The organism is Achromobacter ruhlandii (assembly GCF_902859695.1).
GTDB lineage: Bacteria > Pseudomonadota > Gammaproteobacteria > Burkholderiales > Burkholderiaceae_B > Achromobacter > Achromobacter ruhlandii.
Genome location: NZ_CADIJL010000019.1, coordinates 1 through 25,861, shown reverse-complemented (window position 1 = coordinate 25,861; position 25,861 = coordinate 1). Strand labels below are relative to the sequence as shown.

Genomic DNA, 25,861 nt, shown 5'->3' with positions numbered 1-25,861 from the left:
CACAGAAGGACACGCCGATGGCCAAGAAGAAATCCCGGGCGCTGCCGCCCGGTCCCGTGATGGTCGATGTGGCCGGCACCGTGCTGACCAAGGAAGAAAAGAAACGCCTGCGCCACCCGCTGGTGGGCGGCGTCATCCTGTTCGCGCGCAATTTCGAGAACCGCCGCCAGCTGACCGAGCTGACCCGCCAGATCCACAAGGCGCGCAAGGAGCGCCTGCTGATCCTGGTCGACCACGAGGGTGGCCGGGTGCAGCGCTTCCGCGAGGACGGCTTCACGCCGCTGCCGGCGATGCGCGACCTGGGCGCGCTGTGGGACCGCGATCCGCTGACCGCCATGCGCCTGGCGACCGAGGCCGGCTACGTGCTGGCCGCCGAGCTGCGCGCCTGCGGCGTGGACATGAGCTTCACGCCGGTGCTGGACCTGGACTACGGCGTCAGCAAGGTGATCGGCAACCGCGCTTTCCATCATGACGCGCGGGTGGTGACGATGCTGTCGCGCGCGTTGATCCAGGGCCTGGCGCTGGCCGGCATGTCGGCCTGCGGTAAGCATTTCCCGGGACACGGCTTCGTCGGCGCGGATTCGCACCACGAGATCCCGGTCGATCCGCGTCCGCTCGAACGCATCCTCAAGGACGACGCCGCGCCCTACGCCTGGCTGGGCGACGCGGTGCTGCCGTCGGTGATGCCGGCGCACGTGATCTACCCCAAGGTCGACAAGCATCCGGCCGGCTTCTCCAGGCGCTGGGTGCAGGACATCCTGCGCACCCGCCTGGGCTACGATGGCGTGGTGTTCTCGGATGACCTGACCATGGAAGGCGCGTCCGTCGCCGGCGATATCCTGGCGCGCGCCCAGGCCGCGCTCGGCGCCGGCTGCGACATGGTGCTGGTGTGCAACCGGCCCGACCTGGCCGACGAGCTGCTGGCGCGGCTCGAATTCGACCACGCGCCCGAGTCCGTGGCCCGCATCCGCCGGTTGATGCCGCGTTTCGACGCGCTCGACTGGGATTCCCTGCAGGCCGAAAGCCGTTACCAGAATGCCCGACGACTTCAATCTCAAATCGTTCCTGGCTGACCTGCCGCATCTGCCGGGTGTCTACCGGCACCTGGATGCGGCCGGCGAGGTCATGTATGTCGGCAAGGCGCGCGACCTGAAAAAGCGCGTCTCGTCGTATTTCCAGAAGAACCTGTCCAGCCCGCGCATCGCCCAGATGGTGGCGAAGGTGGCGCGGCTGGAGGTCACCGTCACGCGCTCCGAGGCCGAAGCGCTGATCCTGGAAAACAACCTCATCAAGAGCCTGAAGCCGCGCTACAACATCCTGTTCCGCGACGACAAGTCATACCCGTACCTGCTGATCACCGGCCATGACTGGCCGCGCATCGCCTATTACCGCGGCGCCACCAACAAGCGCGGCCAATACTTCGGCCCGTTCCCCAACGCCTGGGCGGTGCGCGAGACCATCCAGATCCTGCAGAAGGTGTTCCGCCTGCGCACCTGTGAGGACACCGTCTTCGCCAACCGTTCGCGGCCCTGTCTGTTGCATCAGATCGGGCGCTGTTCGGCGCCCTGTGTGGGCGCCATCCAGGCGCAGGACTACGCTTCGGACGTGCAGCGCGCGGTGCGCTTCTTGAACGGCGAGGCCAAGGACGTGATGGGCGAGATCGAGGCCCGCATGCTGGAGGCCGCCGAGGCGCTGCGCTTCGAGGAGGCCGCCGCGCTGCGCGACCAGATGGGCTCGCTGGCGCGGGTGCTGCACCAGCAGACCATGGAGAACGTCAGCGGCGAGGACACCGACATCGTCGCGGTCGCCATTGCCGGCGGCAAGGTCTGCGTCAACCTGGCCATGGTGCGGGGCGGGCGCCACCTGGGCGACAAGCCGTTCTTCCCGACCCACGCCGAAGGCGAGGCCGCGCCGCAGGTGCTGGAAGCCTTCGTGGCCCAGCACTACACCGACAACGCGCTGCCGCCGGTGCTGGTCTGTTCGCACGCGCTGCCCGACGCCGGCCTGATCGACCTGCTGGTGGAGCAGGCCGGGGGCCGCCCGTCGCGCGTGCTGACCCGGCCGCAGGGCGCGCGCCGCGCCTGGCTGGAGCAGGCGCTCAAGAACGCCGAGATGGCATTGGCCCGCGCCCTGACCGAATCCGGCGCCCGCGCCGCCCGCACCCTGGCGCTGGCCGAGGCGCTGGACCTGGACACCGACGAGGCGGCGCTGGACGCGCTGCGCATCGAGTGCTTCGACATCAGCCATACCGCCGGCGAGGCCACCCAGGCCTCCTGCGTGGTGTTCGAGCACCACGACATGCAGCCCTCGCTATACCGCCGTTACAACATCGCCGGCATTACCCCGGGCGACGACTACGCCGCCATGCGCCAGGTGCTGACGCGGCGCTTCGCCAAGGTGGCCGACGGCGAGGCGCAGATGCCCGGGCTGGTGCTGATCGACGGCGGCAAGGGCCAGGTCGAGGTGGCGCGCCAGGTATTCGCCGAGCTGGGCCTGGACATCCAGGCGCTGGTGGGCGTGGCCAAGGGGGAAGGGCGCAAGGTCGGCCTGGAAACCCTGGTATTTGCCGATGGCCGCCCGCCGGTGGCGCTGGGCGGCGAATCGGCCGCCCTGATGCTGATTGCCCAGGTGCGCGACGAGGCCCACCGTTTCGCCATCACCGGCATGCGCGCGCGTCGCGCCAAGACCCGCAACGTGTCGCGGCTGGAGGAGATCGAAGGGGTCGGGGCACGCCGGCGGCAGCGTCTGCTGGCCCGCTTTGGCGGATTTTCGGGGGTGGCCTCGGCCAGCATCGAGGACCTGGCGTCGGTGGACGGCATTTCCGAGGAATTGGCCGAACGGATCTATGAGGCGCTGCGCGGATAGGGCCCGGACGGCCGGTTCGTGGCCGCCCGGCGGCCCCGAGACAGCCAGTGCAACCCGGCTGATGTAGCATACGGACACTATGCCAATTAACGTACCCATCATCCTGACGTGGCTGCGTATCGCCATGATCCCGCTGGTAGTCGGGCTGTTCTACCTGCCTGAAAGCTGGTTGTCCGTGCCGGTGCGCGACACGTTCGCCGCCTGGGCCTTCATCATCGCCGCCCTGACCGACTGGTTCGATGGCTGGCTGGCGCGCCGCTGGAACCAGACCTCGGCGTTCGGGGCGTTCCTGGATCCGGTGGCCGACAAGCTGATGGTCTGCGCCGCGCTGATCGTGCTGCTGGACCTGAGCCGCGTCGATGCCTTCATTTCGCTCATCATCATCGGCCGCGAAATCACCATTTCGGCGCTGCGTGAATGGATGGCCAAGATCGGCGCCAGCGCCAGCGTGGCGGTGCACCGGCTGGGCAAGTTCAAGACCGCCGCGCAGATGGTGGCGATTCCGTGCCTGCTGTACAACCAGCCGATCTACGGCGTGTCCAGCAAGCTGCTGGGCGACGTGCTGATCATCGTTGCCGCGGTGCTGACGGTCTGGTCGATGCTGTATTACCTGCAGCGCGCCTGGCCCGCGATCCGCGAGAAAGCGCAGTAACCATCACGGCGGCCCGGCTTGCGTGCGGGGCCGCCAGGACAGACCAAGAGCGAAGCCGGCGGGGCGTGGACCGCGACCGGCCCGGCCGCGCGCCGCATTCGCCACAGGGACAACGCCGGCCCGGCCGGACGTTGCTGGAGACAACCCGCGCGCCGCCCCAGGCGGCCGCCTTTCGCCGCTGCCCGCGGCCTTGCGCAATGACTACCGCTGCATCCTCCCTGGCCTCGGACGCCGCCGTCCGCCGGCGCGACTGGCAGATCATCCTCCTGATCGGCGTGGCCCACGCCTCGTCGCATTTCTTCCAACTGGTCCTGCCGTCGCTGTACGTGTCGCTTGGCAACGAGTTCGGGCTGGACTTCGCCCGCCTTGGCCTGCTGGTGTCGACCTTCTACGTGGTCTCGGGCATTGGCCAGGCCTCGTCCGGCTTCGTGGTGGACCGCATCGGCGCGCGGCCGGTGCTGTGGTTCGGCCTGGCCTGTTTCGTGCTGTCGGGGCTGCTGATCGGCTCGGCCACCGGCTACCCCATGCTGATGGCGGCGGCCGTGGTCGGCGGCATCGGCAATTCGGTGTTCCACCCGGCCGACTATTCCATCATCAACCACCGCGTCACGGCGCCGCGCCTGGGCCACGCCTTTTCGGCCCATGGCCTGACCGGCAACCTGGGCTGGGCGCTTACGCCCGTGTTCATGACCTCGATCACGTTGCTGGCGAACTGGCGCGTGGCGGCCTACAGCGCGGCCGCGCTGGTGGCCTTCGTGCTGCTGCTGACCGTGCTCGGCCGCAACCTGCTGGGCGGCGCGGAACCGGCCCAGGCGGACGACGCCAAGGCCGGCGCGCGCGCCGCGCCCAAGCCGCAGGAAAGCGTGTTGACGACCCTGGCCACGCTGCTGTCCAAGCCGGCGCTGTGGGGCGCGTTCCTGTTCTTCGCCTGCACCTCGATCGCGCTGTCATCGGTGCAGAACTACACCATTCCGCTGCTGGGCCAGCTGTACGACCTGTCCAAGGTGGCGGCCAGCTCGGCGCTGTCCGGCTACATGGTGGCGTCGGCGGCGGGCATGGCGGCCGGCGGCTTCCTGGTGTCGGCCAATCCACGCACCGAACGCACGGTGATGGTGGCGCTGATCCTGGCCGGCCTGACGCTGGTGGTGCTGGCCCTGGGCCTGGTGCCGGCGCTGTTCGCCGCGCCGGTGGTGGCGCTGGCCGGTTTCTGCTCGGGCGTGGCCGCGCCGTCGCGCGACATGCTGATCCGGCGGGTGACGCCCAAGGGCTCGACCGGCTCGGTCTATGGCCTGGTGTATTCCGGCATGGATGTCGGCTCGGCGCTGGGGCCGCTGGCCTTCGGCCTGCTGTTGGACGCGGGGTTGCGCCAGGGGCCGTGGATCGGCGCGGGCGTGGCATTCACCGCCGCCGCGCTGCTGGCGCAGTGGATCGCGGTGCAGGCGCGCCGGGCGGATCCCGCCGCCGCGGTGCCGGCGCGTTCCTGACACGCCCGCCGCGCGCCATGGCCGCAAGCAGAACGCCGCCCTCGGGCGGCGTTCTGCTTTGGGGGACGGCGGATTCGCCGTCGCTCCCGGGGGGAGAGGGCGTTTGTCGCGCCCGGGATCAGCCTTGTGCCTCGATATGGGCGGCGATGGCGCGGCCGATGTCTTCGGTGCGGGCCTTGCCGCCCAGGTCGGGCGTGCGCGGGCCGTCCTTCAGGCAGTGCTCGATGGCCGCCAGGATGGCGTCGTGCGCGTCCTGGCTGCCCAGGAACTGCAGCATCAGCGCGCCCGACCAGATCATGGCGATCGGGTTGGCGATGCCCTTGCCGTAGATGTCCGGCGCCGAGCCGTGCACCGGCTCGAACAGCGAGGGGAAGGCGCGCTCCGGATTCAGATTGGCCGAGGGCGCGATGCCGATGGTGCCGGTGCAGGCCGGGCCCAGGTCCGACAGGATGTCGCCGAACAGATTGGAGGCCACCACCACGTCGAAGCGCTGCGGCTGCAGCACGAAGCGCGCGGCCAGGATGTCGATGTGCTGCTTGTCGGTCTTGACGTCCGGATACTGCTGGCCGACGGCGTCGGCGCGCTCGTCCCACCACGGCATGCTGATGGCGATGCCGTTGCTCTTGGTGGCGATGGTGAGCTGCTTGCGCTGGCGGCGGTTGGCCAGCTCGAAGGCGTAGCGCATGACGCGGTCGGTGCCGTGGCGGGTGAAGACCGATTCCTGGATCACGATCTCGCGCTCGGTGCCGGAGAACAGGCGCCCGCCCAGGTTGGTGTACTCGCCCTCGGTGTTCTCGCGCACGATGAAGAAATCGATGTCGCCCGGGCGCTGGCCGGCCAGCGGGCAGGGCACGCCCTCGAACAGGCGGACCGGCCGCAGGTTGATGTACTGGTCGAACTCGCGGCGGAATTTCAACAGCGAGCCCCACAGCGACACGTGGTCCGGCACCGTGGCGGGCCAGCCGACCGCGCCGAAGTAGATGGCGTCGTAGCCCTGCAATTGTTCCTTCCAGTCGGGCGGCATCATCTCGCCGTGCTGCGCGTAGTACTCGCAGTTGGCCCAGGGGAAGGTGTCGATCTGCAGCGTCAGGCCGAAGCGGCGGGCGGCGGCCTCGACGGCGCGCAGGCCTTCGGGCAGGACTTCATTGCCGATGCCGTCGCCGGCGATGGCTGCGATTTTGTGAACGTGGGACATGGAGAGCGACCTGAAAAGGGAAGAGGAAAGAACGCACCGCGCCGCGCCATCGGGCGCGTTGCAGGCAATGGCAGCCATGGTAGGCGCGCCTACAGTCCATCTACAATGATCCATCGCGTGAAATGAATATGCACGAATCATGAATAATGACCTGCTGCCTGCCGACCTGCGCGTGTTCAACGCGGTGGTGCGCGCCTCCAGCTTTTCCCGGGCTGCTGAAGACCTGGGCATGTCGGCGGCCTACGTCACCAAGCGCATCCGGCTGCTCGAAGCCAGCCTGGGCACGCCGCTGTTCCATCGCACCACGCGGCGCGTGGTCGTCAGCGAAGCGGGCGAGCGTGTCTACCACTGGGCCCAGCGCATTCTGGACGACGTCGAGCACCTGGTCGAAGAGGTCGGCGTCACGCGCCGCGAACCGCGCGGGCTGCTGCGCATCTGCAGCAGTTTTGGCTTTGGGCGGCGAGTGGTGGCGCCGGCGCTGTCGGCGTTCGTGTCGCGCCATCCCCAGGTGCAGGTGCGCTTCGAGGTGTTCGACCGGCTGGTCGACGTGGCCGCCGAGGGCTACGACCTGGACGTGCGGGTCGGCGACGATATCGCGCCGCACGTGATCGCGCGCAAGCTTGCCGCCAACCACCGGCTGCTGTGCGCCGCGCCGTCTTACCTGGCCGAACGCGGCGTGCCGCGCAAGCTGGACGACCTGGCGGCGCACGATTGCCTGGTGATCAAGGAGCGCGACCATCCCTTCGGCGTCTGGCGCATGCGGCGCGGCGAGCGCGAGCACACCGTCAAGGTGCGCGGACCGCTGTCGGCCAACAATGGCGAGATGGTGGTGCAGTGGGCGGTGGACGGCCGCGGCATCATTCTGCGCTCGGCCTGGGATGTGGGGCCGCTGATCGCCGCCGGCAAGCTGGTGCCGGTGCTGCCGCAATACCGCCAGGAGGCCAATATCTGGGCCGTGTATCCGGCGCGGCTGAACGCTTCGGCCAAGGTGCGCGTGTGCGTGGATTTCCTGGAGGCGCATCTGCGCCAGCTTGACGCGAACGACTGACGCGATCGGCCCGCGCGGCGCGCTGGCCAGGCGGATCGAGGCAGCCAATCGGGGCCGCCTATCGAGGCGGCCTCTAGGCCGCTAATCTAGGCCGCTAATCGAGGCCGCTAATCGAGGCCGCGAATCGATGTCCGCGCTCGATGCACGCGCTCGATGCACGCGCTCGATGCACGCGTCCGCGGCGGGGCATGGGGCGGCGACAGGTCGGCGTGTTCGGATTGCGTCAGGTCAAGCGGCCTTGGCGGGGCGAGACGGCGCGCTGGCGCCCTTGACGCATCGCAAGCCGCCCGCCGGCCCGCTCCGCTGTAATGACCTTGCTGAGGATAAGGTTATTTCAACAGGAGAAAGCCATGAGAAAGAAGCACGCGATGCTCGCGGCGGGTGTCGTCATTGCGCTATGGGCGGGCCAGGCGTCGGGTGCGCCTCGCCAGGAACCGATCCAGCCGATCGAGGCGGCGGTGGTCAAGGACCCGGCCAAAGTGGAACTGGGCAAGAAGCTGTTCTTCGACCCGCGCCTGTCGCGCTCGGGCGCGATCTCCTGTAATTCCTGCCACAACCTGGGCATGGGCGGCTCGGACAACCTGAAGGCGTCGATCGGCCACAAGTGGCAGCAGGGTTCGATCAACTCGCCCACGGTGCTCAATTCCAGCCTGAACATCGCCCAGTTCTGGGACGGCCGCGCCAAGGACCTGCGCGAGCAGGCCGGCGGCCCGATCGCCAATCCGATGGAAATGGCCTCCACCCATGAACTGGCGGTGCAGGTGCTCAATTCCATTCCGGGCTACCGCGCCGAGTTCAAGCAGGTGTTCGGCAAGGACGGCATCACCATTGACGAGGTGACGGGCGCGCTGGCCGCCTTCGAGGAAACGCTGGTGACGCCGAACTCGCGCTTCGACCAGTGGCTCAAGGGCGACGACAAGGCGCTGACCGTCCAGGAACTGGCCGGCTACACGTTGTTCAAGAACAGCGGCTGCGTGGCGTGCCACAACGGCGTGGCGGTGGGTGGCAACTCGTTCCAGAAGATGGGGCTGGTGGCGCCGTACCAGACCGACAACAAGGCCGAGGGCCGCGCCGCCGTCACGGGCAAGGACGCCGATCGCTTCAACTTCAAGGTGCCGACGCTGCGCAACGTGGCGCTGACCTATCCGTACTTCCATGACGGCGAGGCCGCCACCTTGACGCAGGCGGTGGACGTGATGGGCCGCCTGCAATTGGGCCGCACCTTCACGCCGGACGAGAACGCGCAGATCGTGGCGTTCCTGAAGACCCTGACGGGCGACCAGCCGGCGATCCAGTACCCGCTGCTGCCGCCGTCGGCGGACGACACGCCGCGGCCGGCGCCGTTCGTGAAGTAGGGAGGGGGCGGCGTCGTCGGGGGAGCCGCCCGTGAAGGGCGTCGTTCGCGTCGGGGCGGACGACGACCGTTTTTACTGGCGCACCGTGCGCACGTCAGCCGGCGGCGCCGTCTCGACGTTGCTGCGCCACGGGTTGATGTCCAGCCCGCCGCGCCGCGTGTAGCGCGCATAGACCGTCAGTTGCTCGGGCGCGCAGGCCTGCATGATGTCGGTGAAGATGCGTTCCACGCAGTGCTCGTGGAACTCGGCGTGCTGGCGGAACGAGATCACGTAGCGCAGCAGCGACTCGCGGTCTATCGGCTTGCCGCGGTAGCGGACCTGCACGCTGGCCCAGTCGGGCTGGCCGGTCACCGGGCAGTTGGATTTGAGCAGGCGCGAGCACAGGGTTTCCTCGACCACCTCGCCGGCGCGCGTGCGCAGCAGCTCGGGCGCCGGCTCGTAGGTGTCGATCTCGATGTCGAGCTTATCTATATAGATACCGTCCAATTCGCCCATGCGCAGTTCGCCAAAGCGCTGCGGCAGGATGAAGTCCAGCCCCACGGGGGCGCCGGCGGCGGCGCTCAGGTCGCGCTCCAGGCGGCCGCGCAGGGCGGCCGAGTTGACCAGCCGGGTCTGGTTGAACGAATTCAGGTACAGCTTGAACGACTTGGACTCGATGATGTTGGGGCTGTCGGCCGGCACCGAGAACGTCGCCATCGCCACCCGCGGCTTGCCCTTGGCGTCGAGCCAGGACAGCTCGTAGGCGTTCCACAGATCGACTCCGGTGAACGGCAGGGGCCCGCTCGCCAGGTTGAGCGCCTCGCGGTTGTGGGCGCGGGCGATGGGGAACAGCAGCGAGGGGTCGTATTGCGAGACGTAGGTCACGCTCTGGCCCAGCGGGCCGTGAGACAGCGTCATGGAAAGGTCGTCGGAAAACGTGGAGATGACCGCATTGTAGGCGGTTGCGAACGCTTCATTTTTCGCATCATGAAACGCTGCTCCCGGCATGTGAAAGTTCGTGCTGCGCCGCCGCGCGAGGCCATTTCACGGATGACAATTGCGTTCCGTAATGCGGAATGAATGAAATAACTTATTGATTTATATAAATAATATTTTTCCTCTTATATAAGAGGCGCGGCCACATTGCTCCGCAGCACAGGCATAGACTTTCTCCAACGATTCACGCAATGCAACCCCGAAGTTTTCTTGCCTTTTCAGCCATAGACCAAGGAGCATGACCATGAGCCACCGCGAAACCGAAATCCGCAATCTGCAGAAAGACTGGGCCGAGAACAGCCGCTGGCAGGGCATCAAGCGCGACTACAGCGCCGAGGATGTCATCCGCCTGCGCGGCTCGATCGCCGTCGAGCACACCCTGGCCCGCCGCGGCGCGACCCGCCTGTGGGAGCAACTGCACAGCGAGCCTTTCGTCAATTCGCTGGGCGCCCTGACCGGCAACCAGGCCATGCAGCAGGTCAAGGCCGGCCTCAAGGCCATCTACCTGTCGGGCTGGCAGGTGGCCGGCGACGCCAACCTGGCCGGCGAGATGTACCCCGACCAGTCGCTGTACCCCGCCAACTCGGTGCCGCAGGTCGTGCGCCGCATCAATAACTCGCTGACCCGCTGCGACCAGATCCAGTGGATGGAAGGCAAGAACCCGGGCGACGAGGGCTACATCGATTTCTTCGCGCCCATCGTGGCCGATGCCGAAGCCGGTTTCGGCGGCGTGCTGAACGCCTTCGAGCTGATGAAGGCCATGATCGAGGCCGGCGCCTCGGGCGTGCACTTCGAGGACCAGCTGGCGTCCGTGAAGAAGTGCGGCCACATGGGCGGCAAGGTGCTGGTGCCGACCCGCGAAGCCGTGGCCAAGCTGGTCTCGGCGCGCCTGGCGGCCGACGTGATGGGCACGCCCACCGTGCTGCTGGCCCGCACCGACGCCGACGCCGCCGACCTGGTGACCAGCGACGTGGACGAGAACGACCGTCCTTTCATCACCGGCGAGCGCACGGTGGAAGGCTTTTTCCGCACCCGCGCCGGCATTGACCAGGCGATCTCGCGCGGCCTGGCCTACGCGCCGTACGCCGACCTGATCTGGTGCGAAACCTCCACGCCCAATCTGGAATACGCCCGCAAGTTCGCCGACGCGATCCATCGCCAGTTCCCGGGCAAGCTGCTGGCGTACAACTGCTCGCCGTCGTTCAACTGGAAGAAGAACCTGGACGACGCCACCATCGCCAAGTTCCAGCGCGAGCTGGGCGCCATGGGCTACAAGTTCCAGTTCATCACGCTGGCCGGCTTCCACGCGCTGAACTACGGCATGTTCGAATTGGCCCACGGCTACGCCCGCCGCCAGATGAGCGCCTTCGTCGAATTGCAGCAGAAGGAATTCGCCGCCGCCGACCTGGGCTTCACCGCGGTCAAGCATCAGCGCGAAGTGGGCACCGGCTATTTCGACGCCGTGACCCAGACCATCGAGGGCGGCCAGTCCTCGACCACCGCGCTGACCGGTTCGACCGAAGAGGCGCAGTTCGAGCACGGCAAGGAGCAGAAGGCCGCCTGAGCCGGACGGGATTGATTGTGCAGTTGCAGTTGTAGTGCTGTTGTAGGGTGGATTCAGGGTGCCTTCGGGCACCCTCTTTTTTTTGGGCGGGCACCGTCGCGCGATGGGAGCGGCGTCCTACGGCCCGGCTGCCGCCGCGTTACCCGCTTCTTCCTTTAGCCATTCGGTGAACGCCTGGATAGGGGGCGGGCTCAGGGTGAACGGTTCGGGGAGCACCAGACAGAAGGCCTTGGAGACGGTTTTTGCCTGGGGCCATGGCGCTACCAGCCGGCCCATGGCGATTTCGGTTTCCACGTAGAGGCGCGGCACCAGCGCCACGCCCAGGCCGGCCAATGCCGCTTCGATCAGCATGGCATGCAGGTCATAGCGCACGCCCAGCGCCGCGTTGGCCAGGGGGATGCCGGTTTCCCGCGCAAACCGCTGCCAGGCGTCCGGATTCTGCCGCCGATGCAGTCGCGGCAGGGCGTCCAGGGCCATCGGACCGGCGTCGCCTTCCACCAGCGCGGGATGGCACACGGGGATCAGCACTTCGTCGAGCAAATGCTGCGTATGCATTCCAGTCCAGGCCGGATGCGCGAAATGGATGGCGGCGTCGAACCCGCTGCCGGCCAGGGCAAACGGCTCCAGGCGCTCGGCCAGATGCACGGCGATGTTCGGGTGCCGCCGCTGGAATCGCGGCAGGCGGGGAATCAACCAACGCATGGCGAAGGTGGGCACCGTGGCGATGTCAAGGTTGGCGCTGTCCTGCTGTTGCCCGATCAGGTACTGGCTGTCCCGATCCAGCCGGTCGAGCAGTTCGCGCACCTGGTCGGCGTAGCGCGCGCCGTTGGGCAGCAGCCGGACGCGGTTACCGATCCGCTCGAACAATGGAACGCCGAGGAAGGCTTCCAGCCGGCCGATCTGGCGGCTGATGGCGCCTTCGGTGACGGCCAGTTCGTCGGCCGCGCGGGCGAAGCTGCCATGGCGGGCGGCCGCCTCGAAGGCCATTAAGGAAGTATTGCTGGGAATCCTGCGGCGCATGGGGCGAGTTCCGGTTTGCCTTGATGTTTGCTCACTGAAGCATACCGAAAAATCGTTTTATGGCGTCTTTTTCCGGCCCTACCATGATGAAACCTCAATCAAGGCGCCGGCCACGAAACATGGCCGGCCGCGACCGAACCCATGATCTACACCGTCGAATGCAGTTTCTCGGACCCCGCCAGCGAAGGGGCCTGGAATGATTTCTACAGCCTGAAAAAGCTGCCCGCGCTCATTTCCGTGAGCGGTTTCCAGACCTCGCAGCGCTTTCAGGCGCTGAGCCCGGGTTGCCCGACCTACCTCGCCGTCCATTCGATCGCCGGGCTCGAGGTGTTGCTCGGCGAGGAGTATCGGCAGAAGGGCGGCGGCAACTTCGCCCGCTGGCAGCCGCACATCACGGACTGGCACCGCAATCTCTATGCCGGCCTGGCGCAAGCCCCCGCCATTGCCGCGGACGAAACCCTGCTGGTGAGTGACGTCGGCGCCGAGCCGCTGGTCGCGCTGGGCCTGACGCCCGCCGCCATGCGCGCCGTGGCGCTGGACAAATCGCCCGGCCACCGGTGGCTGGCGAAGTGCCCGCGTGGCGCGAATATCGAAGCCCCCGCATTGCCGTCCGGCGTGCACCGCTATGCGCCGATGACGGCACAGCTGACGAATGCGCGCGGGGCCGGACGCGATGCGTCGAAGTAGCGCCGCCATGCCCAACGTGACATTTTTCTTCGCGGCGCCATGCATGCCGGCCGACCGCGATCTGGCGGAGTTGGCCGAGGCATGCACAGCGCTGTGCGTTGACGTGCTCGGCGCGGCGCTGGAGAACGTGCACATCATCTACCTGGCGGTGCACCCCGGGCGCGGACTTCCGGCGTTCGCGGAAGTCCAATTCCGGCTCGAACCGTTCCGCCCGCCCGCCGTGATGGAGGCCTTCATGGCGGGGGTGGATGAGACCATCCTGCGCATCACGGGGCTGACCGCGCGCATCCGCTGCTTCGGCCATGCGGCAGGAGCCATCCATGCGCGCCATTGAGCATTCTGGAGGATCGCCATGCCACCCATGACCTTGCCAAGCCTGCGGATCGGTGAGTTTTCGATCACCGCCATCAGTGACGGATACCTGTCCGCCGCCCTTGAATCGCTCTCCAACATCGACCCGGAGGATGCCGCCAGGCTGCAGCGCGACGCGGGCGTCTCCGACCCCGGCGCCATCCATATCAATGGCTATCTGGTGCGGGGCAGGGGCCGCACGCTGCTGATCGATGCGGGCGCGGGCGGATTCAAGCAATGGGGCGGCAAGCTCCTGGCCAACCTGGCGCTGGCCGGCGTGCAACCCGGCGACGTCGATACGGTGCTGCTGACCCACGCGCATCCCGATCACATTGGCGGATTGCTGGATGCCGCGGGGCGGGAAGTCTTTGCGCGGGCCGAGCTGGTTGTGCATGCGCGGGAGGTGGCGTTCTGGCAAGACGATGGCAATCTCGCGCGGGCCAGCGAGCGCGCACGCGGCAACTTCCAGTTCGCCCGCAAGGTGTTCGGCGCGTATCGAGCCAGGATGCGCACGTTCACGGGCCGCGAGGTCCTGCCCGGCATCGACGCGGTGCCCCTGCCAGGGCATACCGCCGGGCATTCCGGCTTCCGTATCGAGTCCGACGGACGGAGTGTGCTGGTCTGGGGGGACATCGTGCATTTTCCGCAGATCCAGATCGCGCGCCCCGATGTGTCGATCGCCTTCGACCAGGATCCGACCCTGGCCGCCGACACGCGCTCGGCGCTGCTGGACATCGTCAGCGCGGACGGACTCCTGATCGCCGGCATGCATCTTGGCGAACCCGGCTTTGCCCGTATCGCGCGCCAGGGCGACGGCTACCGCATCGCCTACGAGACCTGAGTGGGACGGCCCCGGTTGTTTCAGGCGGCGCGGCCGTTCGAGGCCAGGTAGGCACTGGGCGCCTGGCCCAGCGCGCGCCGGAACGCGCTGGTGAAGGCGCTCGCGCTGGCGTAGCCCAGGTCCAGCGCGACGCGGGTGACGGGCTGGCCCTGGCTCAGGCGCTCGATGGCGGCCAGCAGGCAGGCCTGCTGGCGCCAGGCGCCGAAGCTGATGCCGGCTTCGGCGCGGAACTGGCGGGTGAAGGTGCGCCGGCTCATGCCGGCCGCGGCCGCCATCGTGTCAAGGTCCGTCGTGATCGACGGCGCCGCCCATAGCGCGCGGCAGGCGCGCGCCAGGCGCGGGTCGGCGGGCAGCGGCGCGTGCAGCGACAGCGCCGGCATGGCGGCGATTTCGGCCGCCAGCAGCGCCATCAGCTTGCCGGCGCGGCCGTCCAGGTCGTAGAGCGCGGGCAGGTCGATGGCTTCATCGAGCAGGTGGCGCAGCAGCGGCGAGACGGCGTGGACCCGGCATTCGGCGGGCAGGCCCAGGTCCTGCGCGGCGCGCGCGGTGAGAAAGGTGTTGAGCATGGTCACCGCGCCGCTCATGGTCATCTGGTGATCCATGCCCGCCGGCACCCAGCAGGCGCGTTGCGGCGGCACCAGCCAGCGGCCCGTCGGCGTGGCCACGCTGATGGCGCCGCGCGCGGCGTAGGCGAACTGGCCGCGGCGGTGGGCGTGCAGCGGGAAGGTCAGGCCGGCCGGGTAGTCGCAGGCCGTCACCACCACATCGCGCGGAATGTCCTCGTAGGGGTCGACCAGGGTATTGCGCATGGCCTGGATTCTACAGCGGATGACCCGATATCGAAGGCGGGCCGGCTTTGCCGGGCCTAGGATGTCGGCATTGCCAATCGCGTCCGCCGCCCCGGCGGCGCATCGCCAGATCCCAGGAGCCGACATGGCCAACACTTTCCATCGCGTGGGCCACGGCCCGCATCCTGTCATCGTGCTGCACGGCTGGTTCGGCGACGCGCGCGCCTTCGAACCGATCGAACCCTGGCTGTCGGGCGCGGACTTCAGCTACGTCTTCATGGACTACCGCGGCTACGGCGGCATGCGCGAGGCGGCCGGCGAACATTCGATCGACGAGATCGCCGCCGACGCGCTGGCGCTGGCCGACGCGTTGGGGTTCGAGCGCTTCAGCCTGGTGGGCCATTCGATGGGCGGCATGGCGATCGAGCGGGTCGCGGCGCTGGCGCCCGAGCGGGTGCGCGCGCTGGTGGCGGTGGCCCCGGTGCCGTGCGGCGGCGTGGCCATGGCGCCGGCCACGCGCGCGCTGTTCGACGGCGCGGCCGCGGACCTGGCCGCGCGCCGCGCCATCATCGACCGCAGCACCGGCGGGCGCCTGCCGGCGGCATGGGTGGCGTGGAAGGCCGACTATTCCGCCGCGCATTCGTCGGCCGCCGCGTTCGCCGCGTACCTGCCCGCGTGGGTTGGCACCGATTTCAGCGACCGCATCGACGGCCGCCATCCGGTGCTGGCCCTGGTGGGCGAGCACGATCCCGTGTTCACGCCGGCGCTGATGGCCGCGACCTATGCGCGGCGCTATCCGCGCACGACAGTCGAGGTGCTGGCCAATGCCGGGCACTATCCGATGAATGAAACGCCGCTGGCGCTGGCGGCGGCCATTGAGCGCTTCCTGCGGACCGCCGCCGGGGACTGAGCGCGGCGCTGCGGTCAGTCCGTTGCCGTCAACCGGCGGCGCGCATCGCCGCCAGGCATTCCGCCAGCGGCGGCACGGCGCGCGCCAGCGCCTCGACGGCGGCCGCGTCGACGCGGTCCTGCGGGGGGATCTCGGCCAGCACGCGCACATTGCCGAAGCGTTCGATCGCCTCGCGATTGCCGGCCGACAGCGGGCCGCTCATGATCACGCCCAGCACCGGGATGGCGCGGCGGCGCAGCGCCTCCAGGCTGAGCAGGGTGTGGTTGATGGTGCCCAGGCCGCTGCGCGCGGCCAGCACCACCGGCATGCCCAGGCGCGCGATCAGGTCGATCATCATGTGGCTGTCGTCGATCGGCACGTACAGGCCGCCGGCCCCTTCGACGATCAGGGGCGCGGTCGTGGCGGGCGGCACGATGGCGGTGGCGTCGATCACCGCGTCTTCCAGCGGCGCGGCGGCCCACGGCGACAGCGGCGCCTGCAGCACGTAGGCCGGCAGGTGCAGGCGTTCGGGCGGCAACTGCGCCAGGCGCGCGACAGTCTCGGTGTCACCCGGCTCCTCGGCCACGCCGGTCTGCACCGGCTTCCAGTAGTCGGCCTGCCAGGCGCGCGCCAGGATGGCCGAGACCAGGGTCTTGCCGATGCCGGTGTCGGTGCCGGTGACGAATACGCCGTGGGCGCGGGAGTCAGTCATGTTTCTTCCAGATTCCATAGGCCAGGTGATAGGTCACCGTGGCGCCTTGTTGGTCGAACTGCGCCAGCACCCGCCGCAATGCGGCCGGGCCCAGCGGCGCCGTGCCGGGCGCGGGCGTGGTGGCGCCGATGCCCTTGAGCGCCTTCAGGAAATGCAGGCCGTCAGGATGATCTTGTATCAGCCGTTCACTGTGCACGCCACCGGCCAGATCGGCCATGGCCGGACGGATGGCGCCGCTCGGCGGATAGCGTGGCGTGGCGGCGACCAGGCCGACGGCGTCATGGGCGGCGCGCCATTCCTCGAACGTGCCTTCGGCCAGCGTCGCCACCGCCAGGTGACCGCCGGGCGCGAGCAGGCCGGCCAGGCGGCCCAGGCCGCCGTTCAGGTCGGCGAACCACTGCACCGCCAGGCTGGAGCAGATCAGGTCATACCCGCCCGGCAGGTCCCGGGGGTGCTCGCCGTCCAGCACCTGGTAGCGGGCGGTGCCGGGCAGCGGCGGACCTTGTCGCGCCCGCGCCAGCATGGCGGGCGAGATGTCGGTCACGGTCCAGTCCGCCGGCCCCAGCCGGGCGGCCAGCGCCCGCGTCAGCAGGCCGGTGCCGCAGCCGATCTCCAGGATGCGCGGATGCGGCGGCAGCGGCAGCCGGCCGATCGCGTCGGCCAGCCGTCCGGCGGTGATGCGCTGGGCGGGGGCATGGTCGTCGTAGTGCGCGGCGGCGGCGCCGAAGCGCGCGCCGACCCGGGCATTGCGCAGGTGGGCGCTCATGCGGCGGGCGCCACGCGGGCCAGGAAGGCGCGGATGCGCCGCGCGCACCAGTCGGTGTCGGTCAGCGGCAGCAGGTGGCCGCCGTGCTCCCGCCAGTGGATCTCGATGGCGGCGCCGAAGCCCGCCGTCGTCATCGGCGCGGTGGCGATCGGGTCGGCCGCGCCCGCCAGCGCCAGCAGCGGCACCGGCAGCGCCGCCAGCGCGGCGCGCTGGTCGGCGTCGCGCAGGAGCCGCAGGTCGCGCGCCAGCGGTTCGACCTGGGGGACGCCGATGGCGCTGGTGTCGCCGCAGCGCTGGCGGAAATCGCGCAGCACGGTTTCGGGCTGCGCCGCCAGGCGGTTCAACATGCGGTCCAGCATGCGGGCCGGCACGCCTTCGGGGAAGTCGGCGGCCGCGCCGAAGCGGGCAAAGCCGTTGATCGCCACCAGGCCCAGGCAGCCGGGCGGCGGTTCGCCCAGCAGCCGCAGCGCGCCCAGCGAGTGGCCGATGGCCAGCACCGGGCCGGCGGGCGCGGGCGTATGGGCCGGACCGAAATAGCCGGCGTCGGCCATGGCCTGCGGCCAGTCGGCCAGCGCGGCGGCCAGCGGCCCCCAGAATGCGGCGTCGAAGGCCCAGCCATGCACGAACAGCAGGGTGGGGCGGACAGGAGCGGCGGCCGGCATCAGGCGAGCGTGGCCGTCAGGCCGTCGATCAGTTGGTCGACATCGGCGTCGCGGTGTGCCGCGCTCAGGGCGATGCGCAGGCGGCTGGTGCCGGCCGGCACGGTGGGCGGGCGGATCGCCACGGCCAGCAGGCCGCGTTGTTCCAGCGCCGCCGCCAGCGCCAGGGCGCGGGCCTCGTCGCCGACGATGGCGGGCACGATCTGGGTGGACGAGTCTCCGCTGTCCACGCCCAGGCCGCGGAGCGCGGCGCGCAGGCGTTCGCCCGAGGCGGCCAGCCGGGCGCGTTCGGCGTCCAGCGTCGGCACCAGGTCGAGCGCGGCGTCCATCGCGCCCAGCACGGAAGGCGGCAGGGCGGTGGTGTAGATGAAACCCGAACAGGCGTTGACCAGGTAGTCGCAGAGCGCGCGCGAGCCGGCCACGTAGGCGCCGAAGCCGCCCAGCGCCTTGCTGAAGGTGCCCATGGCCAGGTCGATACCGCCCGGCGCCAGCCCCGCCAGCCCCATGCCGCCCGGTCCCAGCACGCCGGTGGCGTGGGCTTCGTCCAGGTAGACGAAGGCCTGGTAGCGCTCGGCCAGCGCCGCCAGCCGCGCCACGTCGGTGCGGTCGCCGTCCATGCTGAAGACGCTTTCGGTGATGATGAAGCGCGCGGCGGGCCGCGCTGACGGGTCGGCGCGCGCCGCCAGCAAGGCTTCCAGGTGGTCCAGGTCATTGTGGCGGAAGCGGATCTGCCGCACGCCCGCCGCCTGGCAGCCGTGGTGCAGGCTGGCGTGGTTGAGCTTGTCGGCGTAGACCTGCACCTCGCCCTGGCCTGCGGCCGCGCGCAGCAGCGCGGGCAGCACGGCGGCGTTGGCCTGCCAGCCGGAGGCCAGCAGCAGCGCGGCCTCGGTGCCCTTCAGGCGGGCCAGCTTGGCCTCGACCTGCTCGTGCAGGTCGAGATTGCCGCACACCAGCCGCGAGGCCTGCGCGCCGGCGCCGTGGCGGGCGGCCCATTCGCGCGAGCGCTCGATCAGCAGCGGGTGCTTGGACAGGCCCAGGTAGTCGTTGCTGGAGAAGTTCAGCGCCGGGACGCCGTCCAGCGCGATGCGGCCGGCGGGCGCGGCGGCGGCGGTGCGCAGCCGGCGCCGCACGCGGCGCGATTCGGCTTGCGCCAGTTCGGAAGAAAAGAGGGGATCCAGCTTGGACATCACGATTTCCTGCGGCGGCCGGCGGCGGGGGCGTCCCGCGGTCGGGCCGCGGCCGTTAACAGCGCCGTCAGGCCCCCGGCCGTAGAATGCGAGCCATTGTAGTGGAGGTGAAACATGCAGACGCCTGACTGGGTGGCCCGGGGCCAGCCGCATATCTGGCAGCCCTACGCCCAGATGAAGACCGCGACGCCGCCGTTGCCGGTGGTGCGCAGCCACGGCAGCCGCCTGGAGCTGGCCGACGGCCGCCAATTGATCGACGGCGTGGCGTCCTGGTGGACCGCCTGCCACGGCTACAACCACCCGCATATCGCCCAGGCGGTGCGGGCGCAGCTGGACGCCATGCCGCACGTCATGTTCGGCGGCCTGACCCATGAACCCGCGCTGACCCTGGCGCGGCGCCTGGCGGCCCTGCTGGGACCGGGGCTGGACCGCGTGTTCTACACGGACTCCGGCTCGGTGGCGGTGGAAGTCGCCATGAAGATGGCGGTACAGTTCTGGCTCAACCAGGGCGAGCGCGGCCGCAGCCGCTTCCTGGCCTTTCGCGGCGGCTACCACGGCGACACCTTCGGCACCATGGCGGTGTGCGACCCCGACGAGGGCATGCACAGCCTGTTCCGCGGCATGCTGGCCGAGCACGACATTGTCGACCTGCCGCGCGACGACGCCGCCATGGCCCGGCTCGACGCCTTCCTGGAGACGCGCGGCCCGCAACTGGCCGGCATCCTGGTCGAACCGCTGGTGCAGGGCGCCGGCGGCATGCTGCTGCACGACCCCGAGGTGCTGCGGCGGCTGCGCCGGCTGGCCGACCGCCATGGCCTGCTGCTGATCTTCGACGAGATCTTCACCGGCTTCGGCCGCACCGGCACCCTGTTCGCGTTCGAGCAGGCCGGCATCCGCCCCGACATCATCACGCTGTCCAAGGCGCTGACCGGCGGCACGCTGCCGCTGGCCGCCACGGTGGCCAGCAGCCGGGTGTTCGACGCCTTCTGGTCGGACGATCCCTCGCACGCCCTGATGCACGGCCCGACCTTCATGGGCAACGCGCTGGCCTGCGCCGCCGCCAATGCGTCGCTCGACCTGTTCGAGAGCGAGCCGCGCCTGGCGCAGGCGCGGGCGCTGTCGACCGCCCTGGCGGCGGGGCTGGCGCCGTGCCGCGAGCTGGCCTGGGTGCGCGACGTGCGGGTGCTGGGCGCGATCGGCGTGGTCGAGCTGGACCGCATCGACGACCGCGAGGCCCTGAAGCGCCGCCTGGTCGAGGCCGGCGTCTGGGTGCGGCCGTTCGGCAATGTGGTGTATTTGACGCCGGCGCTGACCATCGCCCCGGACGAGCTGGACACGCTGATGCGGGCGGTGATCGCCGTGCTGCGCGCCCAACGGCCCTGAAGGCGGGCGCCAGCGGGCGGCCCCGCGGGCCAGGGGAGCTTTCGCGGATCCTCTGGCAATGCCGCGCCTGCGCTTGTGGGACGGCAATTCTGCAAGGCCGCCGCGCGCCGTGCCCGGGCAAATCGCCCGGCGTGCCTTGATCCAGGTCAAGGCGAGCGCCGGCGGCGCTGGGTAGCATCGGCGCATGCGAGCAAAATCCATCTTCGCCGTCCCGCCATCCCTGTCCGACGCCGAGCGCCAGCAGCGCCGGCATGCGCTGGTGCGCCTGTCGCTGGCGTGGCTGGCGATGATGCAGGTGATGATGTTCGCCTGGCCGGGCTACCTGCGCCACGAGGGCATCCCCAAGGACGCCCTTGATACGCTCGACTGGGCCATCGTGCTGATGAACTGGGCCAGCCTGGCCCTGACGGTGCCGGTGGTGCTGTATTCGGCCTGGCCGATCTGGCGCCACGCCGGCGCCAACCTGCGCCAGGGCCGCGCCGGCATGGACGTGCCGGTGGCGCTGGGCATCGTCGCCGCCTTCATTCCCAGCGTGCACGCCACCTACACCGGCCACGGCGAGGTCTATTTCGATTCGGTCACCATGTTCGTGGCCTTCCTGCTGACGGCGCGCTACCTGGAACTGTGCGCGCGCCAGTCGTTCGGCGGCAGCGCCGGCGGCCAGCGCCACGCCCGGGTCGAGGCGCAACGCCAACTGCTGGGCGCCGGCGCCGACCGGCTGGCCTCGCGCTTCGTCATGGCGCAGGTGGCGCTGGCGCTGGGCGCGGCGGCGGTCTGGGCCTGGATCGATCCGGCCCACAGCATCCCGGTGATGGTGGCGCTGCTGGTGATGAGCTGTCCCTGTGCCATGTCGATGGCGGTGCCCACCGCCATGGCGTCGGCCCATGCGGCGCTGGCGGCGCATCCGTCCATGCCCGACGCGGCGCTGGACGCGCTGCTGGCCGAGGCGCAACGCAAGGCGCGCCAGAACCTGCATGGCTCGCTGGCCTGGCACCTGCTGATGACGCCGCTGGCGCTGGTCGGCTGGGTCACGCCCTGGCTGGCGGCCATCACCATGCTGCTGTCGTCGCTGGCGGTGGCCTACAACTCGTGGCGGCTGTCGCGCCGCGACTGGTCCGGCAGCCCGGCGCCCGACGGCGCGCTGGAAGCCGCGCCATGACCATCCTCTACCTGTTGCTGCCCCTGTCGCTGCTGTTCGTGCTGGCGATCGGCGTGTCGCTGTGGTGGGCCGTGTTCAACGGCCAATACGACGACACCGACAACGCCGGCACCGCCATCCTGCGCGACGACGATAGCGGGCCGGCCTCGCGCGGCTAGGATCGCGCGATCCCTCCAGGCGTCTCGCGGCGGCCGTTCGCTGGCCGCCCGCCCGGCCTTGGCCGGCGTCCGCGCCATCGACGTTGCCGCCGCGCCGCGGGTTCCCCTGCGCGAGCAATGGGGTTTGACGCACATCAACCCCGCTTTACCCGCGACCCCCCATCATTGAAACCTGGAGCTACTTGTTTCTTTTTGTTTGGGGGAAGGGTGATGAACGATTGCGCCGCAATCGCAAGCAAGGCCGACACCTTCAACTACAGGATCGTGAGGCAGTTCGCGCTCATGACCGTGGTCTGGGGCATTGTCGGCATGGCTGTGGGCGTTTTTCTCGCCGCGCAGCTGATTTGGCCTCAGTTGAATTTCGACACCGCCTGGCTCAGCTACGGCCGCCTGCGTCCGCTGCACACCAACGCCGTGATCTTCGCCTTCGGCGGCAGCGCGCTGTTCGCAACCTCGTACTACGTGGTCCAGCGCACCTGTCAGACCCGCATTTTCTGTGACAAGCTGGCCGCGTTCACGTTCTGGGGCTGGCAGGCGGTCATCGTGGCCGCCGCCATCACCCTGCCGCTGGGCTACACCAGCAGCAAGGAATACGCCGAACTCGAATGGCCCATCGACATCCTGATCACGCTGGTCTGGGTGGCCTATGCCATCGTGTTCTTCGGCACCATCATCAAGCGCCGCTCCAAGCACATCTACGTGGCCAACTGGTTCTTCGGCTCGTACATCCTCACCATCGCCATCCTGCACATCTTCAACAACATCGAGATGCCGGTGACGCTGTGGAAGTCCTACTCGGCCTACGCCGGCGTGCAGGACGCCATGGTGCAGTGGTGGTACGGCCACAACGCGGTGGGCTTCTTCCTGACCACCAGCTTCCTGGGCATGATGTATTACTTCGTGCCCAAGCAGGCCGGCCGTCCGATCTATTCGTACCGCCTGTCCATCGTCCACTTCTGGGCGCTGGCCTTCACCTACATGTGGGCCGGTCCGCACCATCTGCTGTACACCTCGCTGCCCGACTGGACCCAGTCGCTGGGCATGACGTTCTCGCTGATCCTGCTGGCGCCGTCGTGGGGCGGCATGATCAACGGCATCATGACGCTGCAGGGCGCCTGGTACAAGCTGCGCACCGATCCGATCCTGAAGTTCATGGTGACCGCGCTGTCGTTCTACGGCATGGCCACGTTCGAAGGCTCGATGATGTCGATCCGCACCGTGAACGCCCTGTCGCACTACACCGACTGGACCATCGGCCACGTGCACTCCGGCGCCCTGGGCTGGGTCGCGATGATCTCGTTCGGCTCGCTCTACTACCTGATCCCGCGCCTGTATGGCCGCGAGAAGATGTACAGCGTCAAGGCCATCGAGCTGCACTTCTGGATCGCCACCATCGGCGTGGTGCTGTACATCGCCGCGATGTGGATCGCCGGGGTGCAGCAGGGCCTGATGTGGCGCGACACCGCCGCCGACGGCACGCTGGTCTACAGCTTCGTCGAAGAACTCAAGACGCGGGTGCCGTACTACCTGATCCGTCTGCTGGGCGGGGCGCTGTTCCTGTCGGGCGTGCTGGTCATGGCCTGGAACGTGTGGAAGACGGTGCGCGGCGCGCAGGCGGTCAACCCCGCCATCCCGCAGGACGATCCCCACACCACCCGCGCGCCGGCTGTCGCCGCGCCCGCGCCGGCCACCGTTTGACGAGGACATCATGGCCAACAAGCAACAAGGCTTTTTCTCTCACCAGACGCTCGAGAAGAACATCGGCTGGATGATCATCGCCAGCATCTTGGTGGTGTCCTTCGCCGGGCTGGTGCAGATCGTGCCGCTGTTCTTCCAGCACAGCACCACGCAGCCGGTGGCGGGGGTCGAGCCCTACAGCCCGCTGCGCCTGATGGGGCGCGACGTCTACATCCGCGAAGGCTGTGTCGGCTGCCACTCGCAGCAGGTGCGCCTGCTGGCCGCCGAAGTGCAGCGCTACGGCTCGTACTCGCTGGCCTCGGAGTCGGTGTTCGACCATCCGTTCCTGTGGGGCTCCAAGCGCACCGGTCCCGACCTGGCGCGCGTGGGCGAGCGCTATTCCGACGACTGGCACCGCATCCACCTGCGCAACCCGCGCCAGGTGGTGCCCGAGTCCAACATGCCGGCCTATCCGTGGCTGGAGAAGACCGTGATCACCGGCCAGAACGTCGACCAGCGCATGCGCGCGCTGCGGGCCCTGGGCGTGCCGTACACCGACGAAGAGATCGCCGCGGCGCCCAAGGCCATCGAGGGCAAGACCGAAGAGGACGCGCTGGTGGCTTACCTGCAGGGGCTGGGCGTGGGCGTGCGCAAGGCGCAGCAGGCCAAAAAGGCGGAAGAGGCCAAGAAGGCCGAGGAAGCCCGCAAGGCCGCGCAGCCGGCGGCCGCCGCTACGCAACCCGCGGCGTCGGGAGGCTGATCATGGCTTTGCTGAGCGCAATCGTCACCGCCATTTCGATGGCAACCTTTTTCGGCATCGTCTGGTGGGCCTGCTCGCGCGGCCGCCAGCATGCCAACAGCGAATCGGCCATGCTGCCGTTCGCGCTGCCCGATGAGTTCGGGCCGGCACAACAAGATGGAGCGGATCGGTCATGAGCGATTTCGTCAATGGCTTCTGGGGGTATTTCATCTCGATCGTCGCCGTCGGCGGCGTGGTGTGGTGTGTGTGGCTGCTGTACACGCAGCGCCGCTGGCTCAGCACCAAGCCGGCCAACGGCCAGGTCGAGGACACCGGCCACGTCTGGGACGGCGACCTCACCGAACTGAACAACCCGGTGCCCGGCTGGTGGACCTGGATGTACCTGCTGGCCTGCGCCTTCGCGCTGGGCTACCTGTTCTTCATGCCGGGCCTGGGGTCGTACAAGGGCCAATTGGGCTACAGCAGTGCCAACGAGGTGGCGCAGCAACAGGCCAAAATGGCCGAGGCCGTGCGCCCGATCTATGCGCGTTTCGAGACCATGACGGTGCCGCAGATCGCCGCGGATCCGGGCGCCCGTGAAATCGGCCAGCGCCTGTTCCTGAACACCTGCTCGCAGTGCCATGGTTCGGACGCCAAAGGCGGCCCCAGCTTCCCCAACCTGACCGACGGCGACTGGCTGCACGGCGGCTCGCCCGAGGCCATCATGCAGACCATCACCAATGGCCGCATCGGCGTGATGCCGCCCTGGAAGTCGGCCATCGACCCCAAGACCGCCGGCGACATCGCGCAGTACGTGCGTTCGCTGTCGGGCCTGACGGCCGACCCGGTCCGGGTGTTCCGCGGCAAGCGCGAGTTCGCCAATTTCTGCGTGGCCTGTCATGGTGTCGACGGCAAGGGCAACCAGGCGCTGGGCGCGCCCAACCTGACCGATGACGTCTGGCTCTATGGCAGTTCGGAAGCCACCATCGTCAAGACCATCCTGGATGGGCGCGAGAACCGCATGCCGGCGCACGGCGACATTCTGACCCCGGAACAGATCAAGATCCTGACGGCATGGGTCTGGGGCCTGTCGAACAAGCCGGACGCGCAACCGCAACCAGCCTCGGCCGCCGCCTCGGCCAACTAGGCGTCGCCACATAGGTGGGGGCAGGCCGCGACGGCAGCCCCCATATCGCATGGACTTACCGCACGGAGCAGCACATGGATGATGGGTCAACCGCAAGCGTCAGCAGTCCGCCTGGCGGCGACCCGCCACCCTGGCGGCCGCACGTGCGGCCGCCGCGTCCGGGCCAGGAAACGCTGGAACAGACCCTGGCCGGCGTGCGCAGCAAGATCTATCCGCGCTCGGTCAGCGGCATCTTCGCGCGCTGGCGCATCGCCTTCGTCTTCCTCACCCAACTGATCTTCTACGGCCTGCCGTGGCTGCAATGGAACGGCCGCCAGGCGGTGCTGTTCGACCTGGGCGCGCGCAAGTTCTACCTGTTCGGCCTGGTGCTGTGGCCGCAGGACGTGGTCTACCTGGCGGTGCTGCTGGTGATCTCGGCGCTGGCGCTGTTCCTGTTCACCGCGGTGGCTGGGCGGCTGTTCTGCGGCTACGCCTGTCCGCAGACGGTCTACACCGAGATCTTCATGTGGATCGAGCGCAAGGTCGAAGGCGACCGCGTCGCCCGCATCCGCCTGGATGAA

General features: G+C 69.0%; 25 protein-coding genes and 1 pseudogene. 19 read left to right on the top strand and 7 right to left on the bottom strand.

Annotation, left to right across the window (positions count from 1 at the left end; genetic code table 11):
* Nucleotides 1-17: 17 nt before the first annotated feature.
* The 4 genes from nagZ to HV742_RS20790 all read left to right on the top strand — a co-directional run bounded on the left by nagZ (nt 18) and on the right by HV742_RS20790 (nt 5,001).
* The gene (gene nagZ / locus HV742_RS20805) at nt 18-1,073 is read left to right on the top strand and encodes a beta-N-acetylhexosaminidase (RefSeq protein ID WP_049072757.1); all 1,056 of its coding nucleotides are present in this window, start codon (nt 18-20) and stop codon (nt 1,071-1,073) included.
* Entirely contained in the window at nt 1,036-2,865 is a 1,830-nt protein-coding gene (gene uvrC / locus HV742_RS20800) for an excinuclease ABC subunit UvrC (protein WP_049072758.1), read from the top strand. Before nagZ ends, uvrC begins: the two co-directional genes overlap by 38 nt.
* A 79-nt stretch (nt 2,866-2,944) precedes the next feature.
* Nucleotides 2,945-3,517, top strand: a complete 573-nt coding sequence (gene pgsA, locus HV742_RS20795) for a CDP-diacylglycerol--glycerol-3-phosphate 3-phosphatidyltransferase (protein ID WP_049072759.1) — start codon at nt 2,945-2,947, stop codon at nt 3,515-3,517.
* 197 nt (nt 3,518-3,714) lie between these two features.
* Nucleotides 3,715-5,001 (top strand): MFS transporter, encoded by a 1,287-nt coding sequence (locus HV742_RS20790; RefSeq protein WP_059272135.1) that lies wholly within the window; start codon nt 3,715-3,717, stop codon nt 4,999-5,001.
* 118 nt (nt 5,002-5,119) lie between these two features.
* Here the strand turns inward: HV742_RS20790 and HV742_RS20785 are convergent, their stop codons facing one another.
* Nucleotides 5,120-6,196, bottom strand: a complete 1,077-nt coding sequence (locus HV742_RS20785) for a tartrate dehydrogenase (RefSeq protein ID WP_054416395.1) — start codon at nt 6,194-6,196, stop codon at nt 5,120-5,122.
* A gap of 139 nt (nt 6,197-6,335) precedes the next feature.
* Here HV742_RS20785 and HV742_RS20780 point away from each other — a divergent pair, with 139 nt between their 5' ends.
* Together HV742_RS20780 and HV742_RS20775 are read left to right on the top strand one after the other, a co-directional pair.
* Nucleotides 6,336-7,244, top strand: a complete 909-nt coding sequence (locus tag HV742_RS20780) for a LysR substrate-binding domain-containing protein (protein WP_049072764.1) — start codon at nt 6,336-6,338, stop codon at nt 7,242-7,244.
* Nucleotides 7,245-7,594: 350 nt separating this feature from the next.
* Nucleotides 7,595-8,599, top strand: coding sequence for a cytochrome-c peroxidase (locus HV742_RS20775; RefSeq protein ID WP_049072765.1), 1,005 nt, complete (start codon nt 7,595-7,597; stop codon nt 8,597-8,599).
* Nucleotides 8,600-8,671: 72 nt separating this feature from the next.
* Here the strand turns inward: HV742_RS20775 and queF are convergent, their stop codons facing one another.
* Nucleotides 8,672-9,496: an NADPH-dependent 7-cyano-7-deazaguanine reductase QueF gene (gene queF / locus HV742_RS20770; protein WP_059273064.1), complete on the bottom strand. Its 825-nt coding sequence runs from the start codon at nt 9,494-9,496 to the stop codon at nt 8,672-8,674.
* A gap of 322 nt (nt 9,497-9,818) precedes the next feature.
* On the opposite strand from queF, the gene aceA reads away from it, so the two are divergent.
* Nucleotides 9,819-11,138 carry an isocitrate lyase gene (aceA, locus tag HV742_RS20765; protein WP_020929020.1) on the top strand — a complete coding sequence of 440 codons (1,320 nt, stop codon included), beginning with the start codon at nt 9,819-9,821 and terminating at the stop codon, nt 11,136-11,138.
* Nucleotides 11,139-11,255: 117 nt separating this feature from the next.
* Here aceA and HV742_RS20760 read toward each other — a convergent pair whose 3' ends face one another.
* Nucleotides 11,256-12,158, bottom strand: a complete 903-nt coding sequence (locus HV742_RS20760) for a LysR substrate-binding domain-containing protein (protein WP_175146262.1) — start codon at nt 12,156-12,158, stop codon at nt 11,256-11,258.
* Between the two features lie 141 nt (nt 12,159-12,299).
* Here HV742_RS20760 and HV742_RS20755 point away from each other — a divergent pair, with 141 nt between their 5' ends.
* Genes HV742_RS20755 through HV742_RS20745 form a run of 3 tightly spaced genes read left to right on the top strand, consistent with a single transcriptional unit; the run spans nt 12,300 to nt 14,037 of the window.
* Nucleotides 12,300-12,845 (top strand): sugar ABC transporter, encoded by a 546-nt coding sequence (locus tag HV742_RS20755; RefSeq protein ID WP_175146261.1) that lies wholly within the window; start codon nt 12,300-12,302, stop codon nt 12,843-12,845.
* 43 nt (nt 12,846-12,888) lie between these two features.
* The gene (locus tag HV742_RS20750) at nt 12,889-13,179 is read left to right on the top strand and encodes a hypothetical protein (protein ID WP_437340596.1); all 291 of its coding nucleotides are present in this window, start codon (nt 12,889-12,891) and stop codon (nt 13,177-13,179) included.
* Between the two features lie 18 nt (nt 13,180-13,197).
* Entirely contained in the window at nt 13,198-14,037 is an 840-nt protein-coding gene (locus HV742_RS20745; RefSeq protein ID WP_175146259.1) for an MBL fold metallo-hydrolase, read from the top strand.
* Between the two features lie 20 nt (nt 14,038-14,057).
* On the opposite strand, the gene HV742_RS20740 is transcribed toward HV742_RS20745, so the two are convergent.
* Nucleotides 14,058-14,846, bottom strand: a complete 789-nt coding sequence (locus HV742_RS20740; RefSeq protein WP_175146258.1) for an AraC family transcriptional regulator — start codon at nt 14,844-14,846, stop codon at nt 14,058-14,060.
* Between the two features lie 124 nt (nt 14,847-14,970).
* Here HV742_RS20740 and HV742_RS20735 point away from each other — a divergent pair, with 124 nt between their 5' ends.
* Complete coding sequence (locus tag HV742_RS20735; protein ID WP_063584005.1) at nt 14,971-15,735, top strand: alpha/beta fold hydrolase; 765 nt, start codon at nt 14,971-14,973, stop codon at nt 15,733-15,735.
* 28 nt (nt 15,736-15,763) lie between these two features.
* Here the strand turns inward: HV742_RS20735 and bioD are convergent.
* From bioD to bioF, 3 genes and pseudogenes are all read right to left on the bottom strand, one after another.
* Nucleotides 15,764-17,192, bottom strand: a pseudogene (gene bioD, locus HV742_RS32545) (dethiobiotin synthase).
* Nucleotides 17,189-17,854 carry an alpha/beta fold hydrolase gene (locus HV742_RS20725; RefSeq protein ID WP_175146257.1) on the bottom strand — a complete coding sequence of 222 codons (666 nt, stop codon included), beginning with the start codon at nt 17,852-17,854 and terminating at the stop codon, nt 17,189-17,191. The pseudogene bioD and the gene HV742_RS20725 overlap by 4 nt, the downstream one beginning before the upstream one ends.
* A complete protein-coding gene (gene bioF, locus HV742_RS20720; RefSeq protein ID WP_175146256.1) occupies nt 17,854-19,038 on the bottom strand; it encodes an 8-amino-7-oxononanoate synthase in 1,185 nt (394 codons plus the stop codon). The genes HV742_RS20725 and bioF overlap by 1 nt, the downstream gene beginning before the upstream one ends.
* Nucleotides 19,039-19,152: 114 nt before the next feature.
* Between bioF and HV742_RS20715 the strand changes: the two genes are divergently transcribed.
* The 8 genes from HV742_RS20715 to HV742_RS20680 all read left to right on the top strand — a co-directional run.
* Nucleotides 19,153-20,421, top strand: coding sequence for an adenosylmethionine--8-amino-7-oxononanoate transaminase (locus HV742_RS20715; protein ID WP_068980057.1), 1,269 nt, complete (start codon nt 19,153-19,155; stop codon nt 20,419-20,421).
* A gap of 184 nt (nt 20,422-20,605) precedes the next feature.
* Nucleotides 20,606-21,580: a P-type ATPase actuator domain-containing protein gene (locus tag HV742_RS20710; RefSeq protein WP_049072778.1), complete on the top strand. Its 975-nt coding sequence runs from the start codon at nt 20,606-20,608 to the stop codon at nt 21,578-21,580.
* Nucleotides 21,577-21,738 carry a cbb3-type cytochrome oxidase assembly protein CcoS gene (ccoS, locus tag HV742_RS20705; RefSeq protein WP_006390533.1) on the top strand — a complete coding sequence of 54 codons (162 nt, stop codon included), beginning with the start codon at nt 21,577-21,579 and terminating at the stop codon, nt 21,736-21,738. The genes HV742_RS20710 and ccoS overlap by 4 nt, the downstream gene beginning before the upstream one ends.
* A gap of 210 nt (nt 21,739-21,948) precedes the next feature.
* Nucleotides 21,949-23,436: a cytochrome-c oxidase, cbb3-type subunit I gene (gene ccoN / locus HV742_RS20700; protein ID WP_049072779.1), complete on the top strand. Its 1,488-nt coding sequence runs from the start codon at nt 21,949-21,951 to the stop codon at nt 23,434-23,436.
* A 10-nt stretch (nt 23,437-23,446) separates the two neighbouring features.
* Nucleotides 23,447-24,175, top strand: coding sequence for a cytochrome-c oxidase, cbb3-type subunit II (gene ccoO / locus HV742_RS20695; RefSeq protein WP_063581321.1), 729 nt, complete (start codon nt 23,447-23,449; stop codon nt 24,173-24,175).
* On the top strand, nt 24,175-24,351 hold the full coding sequence (locus HV742_RS20690; protein WP_080977556.1) for a cbb3-type cytochrome oxidase subunit 3: 177 nt from the start codon (nt 24,175-24,177) through the stop codon (nt 24,349-24,351). Before ccoO ends, HV742_RS20690 begins: the two co-directional genes overlap by 1 nt.
* Nucleotides 24,348-25,301, top strand: a complete 954-nt coding sequence (gene ccoP / locus HV742_RS20685; protein WP_063584012.1) for a cytochrome-c oxidase, cbb3-type subunit III — start codon at nt 24,348-24,350, stop codon at nt 25,299-25,301. The genes HV742_RS20690 and ccoP overlap by 4 nt, the downstream gene beginning before the upstream one ends.
* 74 nt (nt 25,302-25,375) lie before the next feature.
* Nucleotides 25,376-25,861 (top strand): 4Fe-4S binding protein (locus tag HV742_RS20680; protein WP_175146255.1); only part of this gene is annotated, 486 nt, incomplete at its 3' end.

Bases quoted from the DNA above. Each gene is read 5' to 3' on its own strand.
- nagZ (WP_049072757.1), top strand. From the start codon at position 18: ATGGCCAAGAAGAAATCCCGGGCGCTGCCGCCCGGTCCCGTGATGGTC.
- uvrC (WP_049072758.1), top strand. From the start codon at position 1,036: ATGCCCGACGACTTCAATCTCAAATCGTTCCTGGCTGACCTGCCGCAT.
- pgsA (WP_049072759.1), top strand. From the start codon at position 2,945: ATGCCAATTAACGTACCCATCATCCTGACGTGGCTGCGTATCGCCATG.
- HV742_RS20790 (WP_059272135.1), top strand. From the start codon at position 3,715: ATGACTACCGCTGCATCCTCCCTGGCCTCGGACGCCGCCGTCCGCCGG.
- HV742_RS20785 (WP_054416395.1), bottom strand. From the start codon at position 6,196: ATGTCCCACGTTCACAAAATCGCAGCCATCGCCGGCGACGGCATCGGC.
- HV742_RS20780 (WP_049072764.1), top strand. From the start codon at position 6,336: ATGAATAATGACCTGCTGCCTGCCGACCTGCGCGTGTTCAACGCGGTG.
- HV742_RS20775 (WP_049072765.1), top strand. From the start codon at position 7,595: ATGAGAAAGAAGCACGCGATGCTCGCGGCGGGTGTCGTCATTGCGCTA.
- queF (WP_059273064.1), bottom strand. From the start codon at position 9,496: ATGACGCTGTCTCACGGCCCGCTGGGCCAGAGCGTGACCTACGTCTCG.
- aceA (WP_020929020.1), top strand. From the start codon at position 9,819: ATGAGCCACCGCGAAACCGAAATCCGCAATCTGCAGAAAGACTGGGCC.
- HV742_RS20760 (WP_175146262.1), bottom strand. From the start codon at position 12,158: ATGCGCCGCAGGATTCCCAGCAATACTTCCTTAATGGCCTTCGAGGCG.
- HV742_RS20755 (WP_175146261.1), top strand. From the start codon at position 12,300: ATGATCTACACCGTCGAATGCAGTTTCTCGGACCCCGCCAGCGAAGGG.
- HV742_RS20750 (WP_437340596.1), top strand. From the start codon at position 12,889: ATGCCGGCCGACCGCGATCTGGCGGAGTTGGCCGAGGCATGCACAGCG.
- HV742_RS20745 (WP_175146259.1), top strand. From the start codon at position 13,198: ATGCCACCCATGACCTTGCCAAGCCTGCGGATCGGTGAGTTTTCGATC.
- HV742_RS20740 (WP_175146258.1), bottom strand. From the start codon at position 14,846: ATGCGCAATACCCTGGTCGACCCCTACGAGGACATTCCGCGCGATGTG.
- HV742_RS20735 (WP_063584005.1), top strand. From the start codon at position 14,971: ATGGCCAACACTTTCCATCGCGTGGGCCACGGCCCGCATCCTGTCATC.
- HV742_RS20725 (WP_175146257.1), bottom strand. From the start codon at position 17,854: ATGCCGGCCGCCGCTCCTGTCCGCCCCACCCTGCTGTTCGTGCATGGC.
- bioF (WP_175146256.1), bottom strand. From the start codon at position 19,038: ATGTCCAAGCTGGATCCCCTCTTTTCTTCCGAACTGGCGCAAGCCGAA.
- HV742_RS20715 (WP_068980057.1), top strand. From the start codon at position 19,153: ATGCAGACGCCTGACTGGGTGGCCCGGGGCCAGCCGCATATCTGGCAG.
- HV742_RS20710 (WP_049072778.1), top strand. From the start codon at position 20,606: ATGCGAGCAAAATCCATCTTCGCCGTCCCGCCATCCCTGTCCGACGCC.
- ccoS (WP_006390533.1), top strand. From the start codon at position 21,577: ATGACCATCCTCTACCTGTTGCTGCCCCTGTCGCTGCTGTTCGTGCTG.
- ccoN (WP_049072779.1), top strand. From the start codon at position 21,949: ATGAACGATTGCGCCGCAATCGCAAGCAAGGCCGACACCTTCAACTAC.
- ccoO (WP_063581321.1), top strand. From the start codon at position 23,447: ATGGCCAACAAGCAACAAGGCTTTTTCTCTCACCAGACGCTCGAGAAG.
- ccoP (WP_063584012.1), top strand. From the start codon at position 24,348: ATGAGCGATTTCGTCAATGGCTTCTGGGGGTATTTCATCTCGATCGTC.